Origin of the sequence: Streptomyces sp. NPDC058691 (genome assembly GCF_042714775.1) — a bacterium.
Taxonomy (GTDB): Bacteria; Actinomycetota; Actinomycetes; order Streptomycetales; family Streptomycetaceae; genus Actinacidiphila.
The window spans coordinates 55,527-69,182 of record NZ_JBHXSO010000003.1; the positions used below are offsets into that span (position 1 = coordinate 55,527).

Annotated in this window: 11 protein-coding genes; 5 read left to right on the forward strand and 6 right to left on the reverse strand. The window is 72.3% G+C overall.

Annotation, left to right across the window (positions count from 1 at the left end; all coding sequences use genetic code 11):
* Positions 1-72: 72 nt before the first annotated feature.
* The 4 genes from ACFWVC_RS02985 to ACFWVC_RS03000 form a co-directional block, all read right to left on the reverse strand.
* Positions 73-738, reverse strand: a complete 666-nt coding sequence (locus ACFWVC_RS02985; protein ID WP_384275309.1) for a response regulator — start codon at positions 736-738, stop codon at positions 73-75.
* Positions 731-1,924, reverse strand: a complete 1,194-nt coding sequence (locus tag ACFWVC_RS02990; protein WP_384275316.1) for a sensor histidine kinase — start codon at positions 1,922-1,924, stop codon at positions 731-733. The genes ACFWVC_RS02985 and ACFWVC_RS02990 overlap by 8 nt, the downstream gene beginning before the upstream one ends.
* A gap of 41 nt (positions 1,925-1,965) precedes the next feature.
* Positions 1,966-2,502: a hypothetical protein gene (locus ACFWVC_RS02995; RefSeq protein ID WP_384275323.1), complete on the reverse strand. Its 537-nt coding sequence runs from the start codon at positions 2,500-2,502 to the stop codon at positions 1,966-1,968.
* Positions 2,503-2,606: 104 nt separating this feature from the next.
* Positions 2,607-3,476 carry an alpha/beta fold hydrolase gene (locus ACFWVC_RS03000; protein ID WP_384275326.1) on the reverse strand — a complete coding sequence of 290 codons (870 nt, stop codon included), beginning with the start codon at positions 3,474-3,476 and terminating at the stop codon, positions 2,607-2,609.
* 375 nt (positions 3,477-3,851) lie between these two features.
* Here ACFWVC_RS03000 and ACFWVC_RS03005 point away from each other — a divergent pair, with 375 nt between their 5' ends.
* From ACFWVC_RS03005 to ACFWVC_RS03020, 4 genes are all read left to right on the forward strand, one after another.
* Positions 3,852-4,079 (forward strand): type A2 lantipeptide, encoded by a 228-nt coding sequence (locus tag ACFWVC_RS03005; RefSeq protein ID WP_384275329.1) that lies wholly within the window; start codon positions 3,852-3,854, stop codon positions 4,077-4,079.
* 114 nt (positions 4,080-4,193) lie between these two features.
* Positions 4,194-5,000, forward strand: coding sequence for an HlyD family efflux transporter periplasmic adaptor subunit (locus ACFWVC_RS03010; protein WP_384275332.1), 807 nt, complete (start codon positions 4,194-4,196; stop codon positions 4,998-5,000).
* A 104-nt stretch (positions 5,001-5,104) separates the two neighbouring features.
* On the forward strand, positions 5,105-7,234 hold the full coding sequence (locus tag ACFWVC_RS03015; protein ID WP_384276370.1) for an NHLP family bacteriocin export ABC transporter peptidase/permease/ATPase subunit: 2,130 nt from the start codon (positions 5,105-5,107) through the stop codon (positions 7,232-7,234).
* Position 7,235: 1 nt separating this feature from the next.
* Positions 7,236-10,067: an NHLP bacteriocin export ABC transporter permease/ATPase subunit gene (locus ACFWVC_RS03020; protein ID WP_384275338.1), complete on the forward strand. Its 2,832-nt coding sequence runs from the start codon at positions 7,236-7,238 to the stop codon at positions 10,065-10,067.
* A gap of 94 nt (positions 10,068-10,161) precedes the next feature.
* Here the strand turns inward: ACFWVC_RS03020 and ACFWVC_RS03025 are convergent, their stop codons facing one another.
* Entirely contained in the window at positions 10,162-10,977 is an 816-nt protein-coding gene (locus tag ACFWVC_RS03025) for a class I SAM-dependent methyltransferase (protein ID WP_384276373.1), read from the reverse strand.
* Positions 10,978-11,309: 332 nt separating this feature from the next.
* On the opposite strand from ACFWVC_RS03025, the gene ACFWVC_RS03030 reads away from it, so the two are divergent.
* Positions 11,310-12,389, forward strand: coding sequence for a hypothetical protein (locus ACFWVC_RS03030; RefSeq protein WP_384275347.1), 1,080 nt, complete (start codon positions 11,310-11,312; stop codon positions 12,387-12,389).
* On the opposite strand, the gene ACFWVC_RS03035 is transcribed toward ACFWVC_RS03030, so the two are convergent.
* A complete protein-coding gene (locus ACFWVC_RS03035) occupies positions 12,370-13,596 on the reverse strand; it encodes a helix-turn-helix domain-containing protein (RefSeq protein ID WP_384275356.1) in 1,227 nt (408 codons plus the stop codon). The genes ACFWVC_RS03030 and ACFWVC_RS03035 overlap by 20 nt on opposite strands.
* Positions 13,597-13,656: the final 60 nt, after the last annotated feature.

Below are 13,656 nucleotides of genomic sequence, written 5' to 3' on the forward strand. Positions count from 1 at the left end.
CCCTCAAGAGGGCAAGAGGCACTTTCCGTTCGGCCGCCCCGGCCTCGGGGGGCCTCAGGGGGGCCTCGGGGGTCAGGCCAGGCCCGCCGCGATGGCCCGGCGCACGGCGTCGGCCCGGTCCCGGATCCCTGCCTTGGCGAAGAGGTTGTTGATGTGCGTCTTGACCGTGGCCTCACTGATGAAGAGCTTCTCGGCGATGGCCCGGTTCGGCAGCCCCCGGCCGATGAGCGTGAGCACCTCACGCTCGCGGGGCGTGATGTCCCCGGGCAGCGGCTGCGCCGGCTCCGGCGGCTTGGTCCGCACCGTGGCGAGGAGCCGGTCCTGGACCTCGCGGTCGAGCACGGACTGACCCGCGGCGGCCGCCCGGATCGCGCGGAGGATGTCCTGCCGGCCGGCGTTCTTGGTCAGGTAGCCCCGGGCGCCTGCGCTCAGCGCGGCCAGGATCGAGTCGTCGTCGGCGAAGGTGGTCAGGACGACCACGGCCACCTCCGGGTGTTCCTCGCTGAGCCGGCGGGTCGCCTCGGTCCCGTCCATCACCGGCATGCGCAGGTCCATCAGCACCACGTCGACCGGCCCGGCGGCCACGGCGGTCAGCACCTCGGCCCCGTTCGCCACGGCCGCGACGACCTCGATGTCCTCGGACAGGGCGAGCACGGCCGCGAGCGGCTCGCGGACGGCGGCCTGGTCGTCGGCGACGATCACTCTCGACCGCTCGGGGTCACCGGTCCGCTCACTCATCGGGGATCACCGCCTCCACCTGCCAGCCGCCCTGGTCCGGTCCCTCGGTGACCGGACCCGCGGTGATGCTCCCACCCAGCAGGGCGACGCGTTCGCGCATCCCGATCAGTCCCATCCCGCTCCCGGCGCCCACGGTCACGGTGCGGGTCGCCGCACGGTTGCGGATCGTCAGAGTCGTCGAGGAGGGGGCGAACGTCAACTCCACGCGGACCTCGCCGCCGGGAGCGTGCCGGGCGGCGTTGGTGAGCGCCTCCTGCGCGATCCGCAGCAGATTCTGTGCCACCGGGGCCGGTACCTCGCGGACGCTGCCGCTGATGCCGAGCGCGTCGCGGTGGCCGGACGACTCGAGCATCGCGGTCAGGCTCTCGACCAGCGGCAGGGCGTCCTCGCGCAGCGCGTGCACGGTCCACTGCGCCTGCTTCAGGCTGTCCCTGACCATGCTGTGCGCCTTGGCGTTGGCCTCGCGGACCTTGTCCAGGTCCCCGGTGTCGATCAGCGCGTCGGCCAGTTCCAGCTGCATGTTGATGCCCGCCAGCGAGTGCGCCAGTACGTCGTGCACGTCCCGGGCGATCCTGCTGCGCTCGGTCAGCACGGCGGCCTGCGCCTCGGCCCGGGCGGCGCGTTCGGCGGATTCGGCCGCCGAGAGCGCCGCTCGCACGGCCTTGTGGTGGCTGCGGTTGACGATCCCGGCCAGCACCGGGGCACCGGCGGCGAGTCCGACGGCCCAGGGCAGTACCTCATGGCCCGGCCCGAGGCGGAGGTACAGGACGCCGCCGCACAGCAGACTGCAGAAGAGCGCGAGGACCAAGGCCTGCCTGGTCTCCAGCCGGTATCCGATGTGACCGCTGATGAAGAAGGCGAAGAGATAGGCCGATCCGACGGTGGCGGTACCGATCAGTGCGGCCGCCGCGACGATGCCGATCGTGAACCAGACCAGAGCGGCCCGCCGGGGCACCTTCGTGTCGGGAAGGGCCCTGACGCCCAGCGCCGCGCAGTTGACCACGAACAGTGCGAGCACCACCAGGCCGCGGCCGCTCAGGCCCATCGGCCGGATGGTCAGCGCCCCGGCGACGATGACCGCGGCCGGGATGACCCATTGCACCCGGTGGTCGCGCAGGGGAACCGGCCGTGGGCCGGTCCCGGGAGGCGGGGTCGGCCCGTGCGGCGGGATCTTGGCTGCGGGCATGGCCCGACCATAGTCCACCGGCGTTCCGGGCCGCCTCACCGTCACACCACGTGGTCGAACGCGGGCCTGACCTGCGCGGTCTGCCGGGTGCGGCTCACCATTCGGCTGCGGACGAAGATCGTGGCCAGCCGTGTGACCACCTCGGTGAGCGCCATGAGCACGAACGCCGCCACCCAGGCCTGGCTGCTGCTGATGTGGTGGGCCATGCTGAACCGGGCCACGTCGTCCGCGCCGCCGCCATGCTCCACCCACATCTGGAAGACCATGCGCCCGCCCATGCCGAGCACCCACAGGGCCGCCGCGACCGCACCGGCCTTGATCAGGATGTGCTCACCGGCGGCCCGGACCCGGGTGTACACACCGCCGGTGATGCCGAGCACGGCACCGACGCCGATCAGGGACCCGATCAGCACCAGGTCGTTGCCCGCTGTGGGGATCGAGTCGAGATACGTGTGGGCCACGAACGCCACGATCCCCAGCGGGATCAGGAACGTCACCGGGCGCAGCCGGTCTTCGCGCAGTTGCCGGAAGACGACGAGGATGAGAGCGATGTCGGTGATCCACTCGGTTGCTGTCATGCCCGTAAGCCTGCTGCGGCAGGCCCCGCCGCACCTGGACCCAGGGGTGGATCCCGGGGTGGAGATCGACGGCCGGCCGCTGCCCGGGCCCCGTGAAGCTCCTCCTAGGACTCCCCCGCCACGGCCCGGCGAATCGCCGCCGCGAAGATCGCCGGGTACTCCACCGGCGCGAAGTGCCCCACTCCGTCGACGAGTTCGAGGGTGACGTCGGCGAAGAACTCCGCCAGCCGGTCGGACCACTCGCGGGGGAAGAGCGGGTCGGACTCGGGCCACAGCACCGTGGCCGGCACGGAGATCCGCTCCTCCGCCGCGGGTGCCTCCTCCGTGAGCGCGTTCGCCACCGCCCCCGCACCCGCCCGGTACCAGGCGAGGGACGCGGTGAAGGAGCCCGGCGGGCCGTAGGCGGTGACCAGGCGGTGCAGCCGCCCCTCGTCGGGGGTGAAGGACGGCCCGGACCAGTGCGTCCAGAAGTACCGCAGGTAGGCACGCACGGCCACCGGGTCCCCGTCGATCAGTTCCTCGGCGAGCGGGAGCCGGTGGAACCACTGGTACCAGAACTCCCGCTGCGCGTCCGGGTCGAGGATGCGCCGCCCGGTGCCCGGGAGCGGCGGGGTGACGACGAGCGCGCGCACCGCGTCCGGATGGTCGCGCGCCACGGCCTGCGCGACGCGGCTGCCGATGTCGTAGCCGGCCAGCACCGGCCGCTCCAGACCCAGTTCGCGGACCAGCCCGAGAACGCTGCGCGCCTGGGCGGCCGTGCCGTACTGCTCCGCGGGATCGGCGGCGTGCTTGTCCGAGCCGCCGAAGCCCCGCAGGTCGGGGACGATCACGTCGCAGGAGCCCGCCAGCAGGGGGACCACATCGTGGTAGTCGCCGCGGTCGCCCGGCCAGCCGTGGAGGAGCACGACCGGCGCACCGGATCCCCAGCGGTCGTAGGCGAGCCGGAATCCGTCCACCGGTGCGCTGTGGGGCATGCCAGACCTCCCGGGCCGAGTCGATCACCGGGTGCCACGCTACCTCCCGGCGCATTACCTCCGGTAAATCTGCACACCGCACACGCCGACGACATATCGCGCCCGACCGGTCGTCCGGTCCCCCCTTCCACACGCGACGTTTGATCCGGAGTGCCCGGTTCCGCCATGGGCGGGCAATCGCCCCCGCGTGAAGAAGTTGACACCAAGCCGTGGGAATTCGGGAACACCCGTGAAGTCGAGAATCCGAACCACATTCGAACAGGCGCACCGGCAATTGGCTGGGCCACGCGGCCCCGTGCTTGGATCCTGGTCGGTGGCGGGAGGTCCTCCCTGATTCGCCACTCGATATCTGTCAGCACGAAGGGAAGAACCATCATGAACTTCACCCCCCAGGTCGAGACCCGCGAGATTTCCGACGCCGACCTCGACAACGTCTCCGGCGGCCTCGTGGGCGGCCTGGTCAGCAACGTGACCGGCACCGTCGACTCCATCGCCCCGGTCACGGGCACCGTCGCCGGCGTGGTCGGCACGGTCGAGGGCCTGACGGGCCTCAACACCGGCGCGGTCACCGGCCTGGCCACCGGCCTCGTCGCCGGTCTCTGAGACGGCACCGCAACCGTGGGCCCCGGCAACCTCCCTACCGGGGCCCACGGGCGTGCCCGCACCATGTGTCCAGATGGCCCCGATAACGAGGAATGCGGCTGAGGGAAGAGTCCCGTGGAGTTCCGTCAAAAAGCCCTCACCAAACTGCAGTCGCCCGAGGAGCTCGATCTCCCGGTGCGTTTCGCAAAACCGCGGGGCCTGCTCGTGATGTCCGTCACGATTGCCGTGGCGGCAGCCGCCGCATTCTGGGCCGTCACCGGTTCCGTGGCATCGAAAATGAACGCCCCGGGAATTCTCACGCACGGCCAGGGCAGTTATGTGCTGCAGAGCCCGGTGGCCGGACAGGTCACCCGGGTATTCGCCGAGGAGGGGCGGCGGCTGGCCGCCGACGCGCCCCTGCTGAAGGTGCACACCCCGGAGGGCGACACCCTGATCCGCACCGTGGCCGCGGGCCGTGTGACCGCGCTGGCGGCCACCATCGGCACGGTCGTCACCGTCGGCACGGACGTCGCGGCCGTGGAACGCGTCGCCCATGCGGACGACCCGCTGACGGCCACCTTGTACATACCCGCCGGCAGCGCCTCCTCGGTGCCCGTCGGCGCCGCCGTCGACCTGACCGTCGAATCGGTCTCGCAACAGCGCTACGGCGTGCTGCGCGGTCATGTGCGGGCCGTGGGCAGGACCGTGCAGACGACCCGGCAGATCAGCGCCTACCTCGGTGACGGCCAGCTGGCGCAGGCCTTCGCGCGCGGCGGGCGGCCGGTCGCCGTCCTGGTGCGGATGGACACCTCGCGCCGCACCGAGTCCGGGTACGCCTGGTCGTCCTCCGACGGCCCGCCGTACGCGCTCGACTCCATGACCCTGGCGGGCGGCGCCGTCCACCTCGCCGCCCAGCGCCCCCTCGATTGGCTGCTCCCGTGACCGCGACCGCTCCCCCGCCCCAGGTCGGCCACCGGCGCGGCGACACCCGCCCCCGGCCCAAGGCGCGCAAACCGCGCCGGTACAAGGCCGTGCGCACCCCCACCGTGCTCCAGATGGAGGCGGTGGAGTGCGGCGCCGCCTCCCTCGCCATGGTGCTCGGCCACTACGGACGGCACGTCCCGCTGGAGGAGCTGCGGATCGCCTGCGGCGTCTCCCGCGACGGCTCCCGGGCCGGCAACCTGCTCAAGGCAGCCCGCGGCTACGGCCTGCGCGCCAAGGGCATGCAGATGGAGACCGCGGCGCTGACCGGGGTCCGCACGCCGGCCATCCTGTTCTGGGAGTTCAACCACTACGTCGTCTACGACGGCATGGGCCGCCGCCTCGGCCGGCCCGGCGTGCACGTCAACGACCCCGACAAGGGCCGCCGTTTCGTGCCGTTGGAGGACTTCGACACCAGCTTCACCGGCGTCGTCCTCACCTTCGAACCCGGCCTGGACTTCCAGCGCGGCGGGCGCAAGCCCGGCGTGCTGGCCGCGCTGCCCGCCCGGCTGCGCGGCACCGGCGGCACCCTGCTGACCGCGCTGCTGGCCAGCCTGCTGCTGGTCGGAGTGGGCGCCGCGCTGCCCGCGCTCAGCCGCACCTACATCGACCTGTTCCTGATCGGCGAGCAGACCTCGCTGCTCGGCGTGCTGTTCGCGGCGATGGCCACCATGGTGGCGCTCACCGCCGCCCTCACCGCGGTGCAGCAGTCCAATCTGCTGCGCGGCCGCGTCATCTCCTCCACGCTGGGCAGCGCCCGCTTCCTGCGCCATCTGCTCCGGCTGCCGGTCGCCTTCTTCACCCAGCGCAGCCCCGCCGACCTGGTGCAGCGCCTGCAGTCCAACGACACGGTCGCCGAGACCCTCGCCCGCGACCTGGCCTCCGCGGCGGTGGACGGGATCGTGGTCGTCCTCTACGCCCTGCTGTTGTGGACCTACGACCCCCAACTGACCGTCCTGGGCGTCGGGATCGCGCTGCTCAACGTGGTCGCCATGCGGGTCGTGGTGCGGCTGCGCGCCACGCGGACGCAGAAACTGCGGGCCGACAACGCCCGGCTGACCAACACCGCCTACACCGGCCTGCAGTCGATCGAGACGATGAAGGCCACCGGCGGCGAGAACGGCTACTTCCGCCGCTGGGCTGGCCAGCACGCGGTCACCTTGGAGGAGCAGCAGCGGCTCGGCGTGCCGAGCGCCTGGCTGTCGGTGGTCGCGCCCACGCTCGCCACGCTCAACAGCGCGCTCATCTTGTGGATCGGCGGTCTGCGGGCGGTGGAGGGCCACATCTCCATCGGCCTGCTCGTCGCCTTCCAGGCGCTGGTCACCCGTTTCACCGCGCCCGTGACCCGGCTCAACGGCGTCGCGGGACGCATCCAGGACTTCGCCGCGGACGTCGCCCGGCTCAAGGACGTGGAGAACTTCCCCGTGGACGCGCTCTATTCGCGACCCGAGGCCGAGGCGGGCACCCGCCGGCTCAAGGGCCATGTGACGCTGGAGGACATCACCTTCGGCTACAGCCCGCTCGACAAGCCGCTGCTGACCGGGTTCTCGCTCTCGGTCGCCCCCGGGCAGCAGGTGGCGCTGGTCGGCGGCTCCGGCAGCGGCAAGTCGACGGTCTCCCGTCTGGTGTCCGGTCTGTACAGCCCCTGGGAGGGCGTGATCCGCATCGACGGGCAGCGCCTGGAGGACATCCCCCGCAGCGTGCTCGCCGCGTCCGTCTCCTTCGTCGACCAGGACGTCTTCCTCTTCGAGGGCACCGTGCGCGACAACGTGGCGCTGTGGGACCCGTCCATCCCCGACGAGGACGTGGTGACCGCCCTGCGTGACGCCGCCCTGTACGACGACGTGATCGCCCGCCGCCCCGGCGGGATCCACAGCCGTGTCGAGCAGGACGGCCGCAACTTCTCCGGCGGGCAGCGTCAGCGACTGGAGATCGCGCGGGCGCTGGTGCGCCGCCCCAGCATCCTGGTGCTGGACGAGGTGACCAGCGCCCTGGACGCGACGACCGAGCAGGTCATCATCGACAACCTGCGGCGGCGCGGCTGCGCTTGCGTGGTGATCGCGCACCGGCTCAGCACCGTGCGCGACAGCGACGAGATCGTCGTGCTCGACCACGGCTCGGTCGTGGAGCGCGGGCGGCACGAGGACCTCGTCGCCGCGGGCGGCGCCTACGCCCATCTGGTCAAGGAGCACTGAGGTGATCCCCGTACAGCCCGCGGAGGCCACCGGCGACCCGGTGATCGCGGCCCTCGGCGGCCTCGCCGCGCCCGTGGACTGCGCGGGCCTGCGCAGCCTGTCCCTGGAGGGGCCGCACGTGCTGTGGCTGGTCGTGGCCGGCTCCCTCGACCTCTTCGCCGTCGACGCCGCCCAGCAGGGCCACTGGCACTTCCTCGGCCGGCTGGAGGCGGGCACCCTGCTGCTGGGCCCCGTCGAGGGCCCGCAGCACACGCTCGTCGGCCGGCCGCTGCAGTCCTGCGTCCTGCACCGCATCCCGCTGCGCGAACTGCACCGCCCCGGGTACGACGGCGCCTGGACGTACGACACCCAGGACCAGACCCTCAGCCTGCTGGAGCACGCGTTCGCGCTCGGCGTGGGCCGCAGCCAGCGCGTGCTGTACGAGGCCCCGCTGGACGGCCGCGGCGTCGCGGACGAGGCGGTGGCGGACGACGACATCCTGTGGCTGCCCGTCGCGCCGGGCAGCGTGCAGTACGGCGCCGCTTACAGCACCGAGGCGGCGGGCGACCTCCTGCTCGACGGCGCGATGTGGCAGGGCATGGTCAACCAGCAGTACCGGCTGCTGTCCACGCTGGACCGCTGGATCGAGCGGCTGGAGCAGGCCCACGAGGACCGCACCGCCGCCGGCATCCGGGCCGGCGAGGCCGTCCGCGAGCAGGCCGACCAGGCGCTCCTGGCGTCCATCGCCCGCTCCCGGAAGGCGCCGTCGCGCGCGTCGCACGCGCCCGCGGCCTCCGACGACGCGACCTACGCCGTCTGCCGGGTGGTCGCACGGGCCGCCGGGATCACTCTCGCCTCCCCGTCCGCGAGCGGCGCGGTCAGCGACCGCATCGACCCGGTCGAACGGGTCGCGGTCGGCTCGCGGGTCCGCACCCGCCCCGTACGGCTCGACGGCCGCTGGTGGCGGGAGAACTCCGGCCCCCTCGTCGGCTACCGGGCCGCCTCGGGCATGCCGGTCGCGCTGCTGTGGCGGCGGGGCGGCTACGAGGCGGTCAACCCCGCCAGCGGCAGCCGCATCCGCGTCACGGCAGACAACGCCGCGGAGTTCGCCCCGCGGGCGGTGATGTTCTACCGGCCGCTGCCCGAACAACCGCTGCGCCCCTGGCGGTTGCTGCGCTTCGCCATGCGCGGCACCGGCTCCGACCTGCGTGCGCTCATCGTCAGCGGGCTGATCACCGTGCTGCTCGGCGCGCTGGTGCCGATCGCCACCGGGCAGGTGCTCGGCCGTTACGTACCCGGCGCGGAGACCGGGCTGATCGTGCAGGTCTCGTGCGCGATCATCGTCAGCAGCGTGGTCTCGGCGGCCTTCATGCTGCTCCAGAACCTCACGCTGCTGCGCGTCGAGGGCCGCATCGAGGCCACCTTGCAGCCCGCCGTCTGGGACCGGCTGCTGCGGCTGCCGACGTCCTTCTTCGCCGAGCGCTCCACCGGCGAGCTGGCGAGCGCCGCGATGGGCGTCAGCGCCATCCGCCGCGTACTCGCAGGCGTCGGCCCGGTCGCCGTCCAGTCCTGCACGATCGGCGCGATGAACCTCGTCCTGCTGCTGGTGTACAGCGTCCCGCTGGCCCTCGTGGCGATCGGCATGCTGATCGTGATCGCCGCCGTCTTCCTCGGCCTCGGGCTGTGGCAACTGCGCTGGCAGCGGCAGCTGGTGGAGCTCGGCAACAAACTCAACAACCAGGCGTTCCAGACCCTGCGCGGGCTGCCCAAACTGCGTGTCGCGGCCGCCGAGAGCTTCGCGTACGCGGCCTGGGCCCGCGAGTTCGCCCGCAGCCGGGACCTCCAGCAGCGCACCGGGCGGATCAAGAACCTCACGGGTGTGCTCAACGCGGTCTATCTGCCGCTGTGCTCCCTGCTGTTCTTCGTGCTGCTGGCGGGTCCGGCCCGCGGCTCGCTGTCCGCGAGCGGTTTCCTGACCTTCAGCACCGCCGTGACGATGCTGCTCACCGCGGTCACCCAGCTCACCGGGGCGCTGGTCTCCGCCGCCGCCGCGCTGCCGATGTACGAGCACATCAAGCCGGTGCTCGACCAGGCCCCCGAGGTGCGCGGCGCCAGCACCCAGCCCGGCGAGCTGTCCGGGGCGATCGAGGCCCGCAAGCTCTCCTTCCGCTACTCCGAGGACGGCCCGCTCGTCCTGGACGACGTGTCGCTGGAGGTACGGCCCGGCGAGTTCGTGGCGATCGTCGGCCCCAGCGGCTGCGGCAAGTCCACGCTGCTGCGGCTGCTCATCGGCTTCGACCGGCCCGCGGCGGGCAGCGTGCTGTACGACGGCCAGGACCTCGCGGCCCTCGACCAGGCCGCGGTCCGCCGCCAGTGCGGCGTCGTCCTGCAGAACGCCCAGCCGCTGACCGGCTCCATCCTGGACTGCATCTGCGGCACCGAGAGCTTCACGCAGGAGGAGGCGTGGGAGGCGGCCGCGATGGCCGGCCTCGCGGAGGACATCAAGCGGATGCCGATGGGTCTGCACACCATGATCTCCGGCGGTGCCACGGTCTCCGGCGGCCAGCGGCAGCGCCTCATGATCGCCCAGGCCCTCGTCCGCCGCCCGCGCATCCTCTTCTTCGACGAGGCCACCAGCGCGCTCGACAACGAGACCCAGCGCGTGGTCATCGAGAGCACCCGCGCCCTGCGCGCGAGCCGCGTCGTCATCGCGCACCGCCTGACCACGGTCATGGACGCCGACCGCGTCGTCGTCATGTCCGACGGCCGCGTCGTCGAGCAGGGCCGCCCCGTCGACCTCCTCGCGAACCCCGAGGGCAGGCTCCGCGAACTCGTCCGCCGCCAACTGGCGTGATCACGCCGGTTGACGACGGCCGACGGGGGCCGGGGCGCTGTTTCCGGAGGCCGTGCGGGAAAACGAGGAGGTGGTACCCGTGACCGCAGGCGCTCTACCGGCGGACCGCCGAGATCAGTCCGCCGGACCGCTCCTCGCGCTGCGGCGGGGTGCTGATCGGGCGGCCGTAGGCGGCAGCGCGCTCGCGCAGGGTGTGGCTTTCGGCCTCCCATCCGTGGCCGGCCAGCCAGCCCACCGGGTCGTCAGGCATCTCCGAGACCCACATGGACGCCGCCGATCCCGGCGCGGCGTCCGCGCCGAAGCGCTCGATCACGCCGCGCGAGCCCAATGTCAGCCCCATCCGACTGCCTGCCGCCGACTGCGTGCCGATTCGGGCCAGCAGTAGCTCCACCGCGTCCTCGGGCAGATAGATCAGCAGTCCTTCGGCGATCCACACGGTCGGCACGGCCGGGTCGTGCCCTGCGGCAGCCAGCGCGCCTGGCCAGTCCTCACGCAGATCCACCGCGACGGTGATCCGTTCGCAGCGTGCGACCGCCCGCTCCTGGCGCAGCACCGATGCCTTGAAGTCCAGTGGCGCGGCGGTGTCGACCTCGAACAGCCGGGTGCCCTCGGGCCAGTCCATCCGGAAGGCCCGGCTGTCCATGCCGGCGCCGAGCAGCACGACCTGCCGGACCCCGGACGCGGAGGCCCGCCGCAACAGGTCGTCGAGGAACTTCGTCCTGATGACGATGGAGAACGACACGGCCAGCCGGCGGCGTCGCGCCGCCTCGTCATCGGGCAGCGGCGGCGAGGAGGGCCACAGGCCGCCGGCGGCGGCGAAGGCCTGTGCCAGTGGGTCGCGGAACAGCGCGTTCTCCCGCGCGGTCTCCAGCGCCCGCACCCTGGCCACCCCCACCGCCGTGGCCCACACTCCCGACGGCTGCACCCGCTTCTGCCCACCAGTCACCGTGCCAGCCTAGAGGTGCGCCCCATGGCGCGGGCGGTTACGGTCTTCCCTCCCGCCTACACCAGCGTGTGGGGGGCGGCAAGATCAGGCGCACCGTTGCCGCTACAGGACTTCGTAGTGCCGACCCGGGCCTGAACACGCAGACGGTGCGAAGGTGGACGAGTACCGCCCCGCAGAGGGCGGCCCCCTCAATCGAACGACCGCACACTCCGGCCGCGACCGGCCCGGGCATTCACCGACCGGTCCGGCGGCCGGTGAGCGGACAACCACCCCTGAACGCGAGGGAAGTCACCTTCATGCGCCACAAGCGCACCGCCCGCCGGCTGGTCCGCCACCTGCTCACCGGGCACCACACCGTCCGCCATATGACGGGCCACTTGGTCGTCCCGCTGCTGATGTGCCTCGGCATGGGCCTGGCCTACCTCGGCGCCTTCCACGCGCCGCAGGCCCACGCCCACGACCTCAAGGTCGCCGTGGTCGGCACCTCGGAGCGCCACCGACTGCTGGCCCAGACGATCAAGGACAAGGCCGGTGACGCAGTGGACGTCACCACCCTTCCCGACCGGGCCACGGCGCGGCACCGGATCCTGGACCGGGACCTGGTCGGCGCGTACGTCCCGAGCTCCAAGCGCCCGGAACTGATGGTCGCCGCGGCCAACTCCAGCACCTCCGCCACCGCCGCCGAGGAGATCTTCACGGCAGTGGCGGCCGGGCAGGACGACCCGCTGAAGGTCACCGACCTGTCGCCACCGGCCGGCGGCGACCCCGGCAATCAGGGCCTGTTCTTCGTGCTGATCGCGCTGACCATCGGTTCCAACGCCTGTGCCGTGGCCATCGGCACGGCCGGTGCCGCGCTCAGGGTCTGGACACGGGCCGCCGTCGGCCTCCCCGCCGCACTGGCGGTGAGCGTCATCGGTGCGCTGCTGGCCGGTCCGGCCTTCCACGTCGTCGACCACGACCTGCGGGGGGTGTGGGCCATGGCCTGGCTGTACACGGCGGGAGCCATCACCTTCGGTATCGGCCTGCACGCCTTCCTCAAACGCTTCACGATGCCGCTCCTGATGGTGCTGTTCATCATGCTCAACTTCACCTCCTCCGGCGGCGTCTTCGAACCCGAGTTGCAGAACGGCTTCCTCGGCGCGTTGCACGCCTTCTGGAACGGAGCCGGCTTCGTCGAAGGCGCCCGCAGCCTGCTCTACTTCGGCTCGGCGGGCCTCGGCGGCCGGCTGCTCTCCCTGGTGCTGTGGTTGCTCGCGGGCCTCTTGCTCGTGGCCGGAGCCCACGCCGCCGAGCGGCGCGCCCGCCCTGCCGTGGCGCCCGTCCTCCCGGACGAGGCGGGCCCCGGCGCAGCGAAGGTCAGGGCCGCCGCTGTGTGACCGGGATCGGCTGGGCCGTGCGGTAAAGGCGGAGCACGACCAGGGAGGCGACGAGCCCGTCGCCACTGCGCGGATCGAACTCGGTGAGTTCGTGCCACCGGCTGAGCCGGTACGCCAGCGAGTTCGGGTGCAGGTGCAGCGCGCGGGCCGCCGCCGCCACCGACAGACCGTGGTCGGCGAATGCGACGACGGCCTCGGCCAGGTGGGAGTCCGTGCGCGCGGTGGCCACGGCCTTGGTGAACAACGGCGCGAGGCGCTCGGCCTGTTCGCCGAGGCTGGCGGCGAGCCAGGTGTCGGCGAAGCGGACGACCTGACGCTCCCCGGCCGCCTGGGACAGCGCCTGGGTCGCGTCGGTGATGCTGTCCACCGCCCCGGCCAGGCCGGGCCGCGGAAGACCCACACCGGCCGCGCTGCCGGACTCCGGCGGAGAGATCGCCGCGATGGCCGCGGTGACCGTGTCCTGATCGTGCCGCTGCCCCAGGACCAGGAGCCGGGTGCCGACGGTCGCGCAGTGGAGTTCGCCGGGCAGCGCGGCCAGCCGGTGCCGCAGTTGTTCCGTGCGGTCGTCCGGCCAGTCCTCGGCGCGCAGGCACAGCGCCTGGAACTCGCCGTCCGGTGCGTAGCCGAGCGCCTGGGCCAAGGCGGCCGCCGGTTCCGCCTGGACGGGATCGGCGGTGAGCGCGGCGAACAGCCGGTGGGCAAGCGTGGCCCGGGTGACCTGGGCACGCCGGAGTTCCTCGCCGTAGGCGTCGGAGGCGTTGCCCATGAGGATCCGGAACCACGTCCAGATGAGAGCGACCAGATAGGCCAGCTCGCCGACCTGCTCGGATTCGTCGGCCGTGGCCCGCCGCAGGATCATGTTCCAGACCTCGCGGTAGTTGATGTGGTAGGCCCCCAGCAGCAGTTCGATGGACAGACCCTGCTGGGCGCGCCGCCTGCCGAGTTCCCGGGCGTGTGCGATGTGCTCCTCCCGTGGCGGGCTCTGCTCGGCGATGCCGGCCAGCAGCATGCGGCCCTGGTACAGCACGAACCGGCGTTGCTCCTCCTCGGGCACCAGGGCGTAATCGGGGATCTCGGCCCGGATTCGCCGGACGACCTCGTGACTGGTCTCCGGCAGGTCCCCGGCGATGTGCGCGCAGATCCGGGCGACGGCCTGCCGGGCCGCGTCCGAGAGCGGCACCGGCAGATCAGGGTTCGTCGATTCCACGAATTCGAGCCTAGCATTTTCGACTTTTCGCCGTAGCCCAGCGAATTCCGTAGTGAAAAG

What these genes read in the sequence shown, in the direction of transcription:
- ACFWVC_RS02985 (WP_384275309.1), bottom strand. Translation starts at nt 738, where the DNA reads ATGAGTGAGCGGACCGGTGACCCCGAGCGGTCGAGAGTGATCGTCGCC.
- ACFWVC_RS02990 (WP_384275316.1), bottom strand. Translation starts at nt 1,924, where the DNA reads ATGCCCGCAGCCAAGATCCCGCCGCACGGGCCGACCCCGCCTCCCGGG.
- ACFWVC_RS02995 (WP_384275323.1), bottom strand. Translation starts at nt 2,502, where the DNA reads ATGACAGCAACCGAGTGGATCACCGACATCGCTCTCATCCTCGTCGTC.
- ACFWVC_RS03000 (WP_384275326.1), bottom strand. Translation starts at nt 3,476, where the DNA reads ATGCCCCACAGCGCACCGGTGGACGGATTCCGGCTCGCCTACGACCGC.
- ACFWVC_RS03005 (WP_384275329.1), top strand. Translation starts at nt 3,852, where the DNA reads ATGAACTTCACCCCCCAGGTCGAGACCCGCGAGATTTCCGACGCCGAC.
- ACFWVC_RS03030 (WP_384275347.1), top strand. Translation starts at nt 11,310, where the DNA reads ATGCGCCACAAGCGCACCGCCCGCCGGCTGGTCCGCCACCTGCTCACC.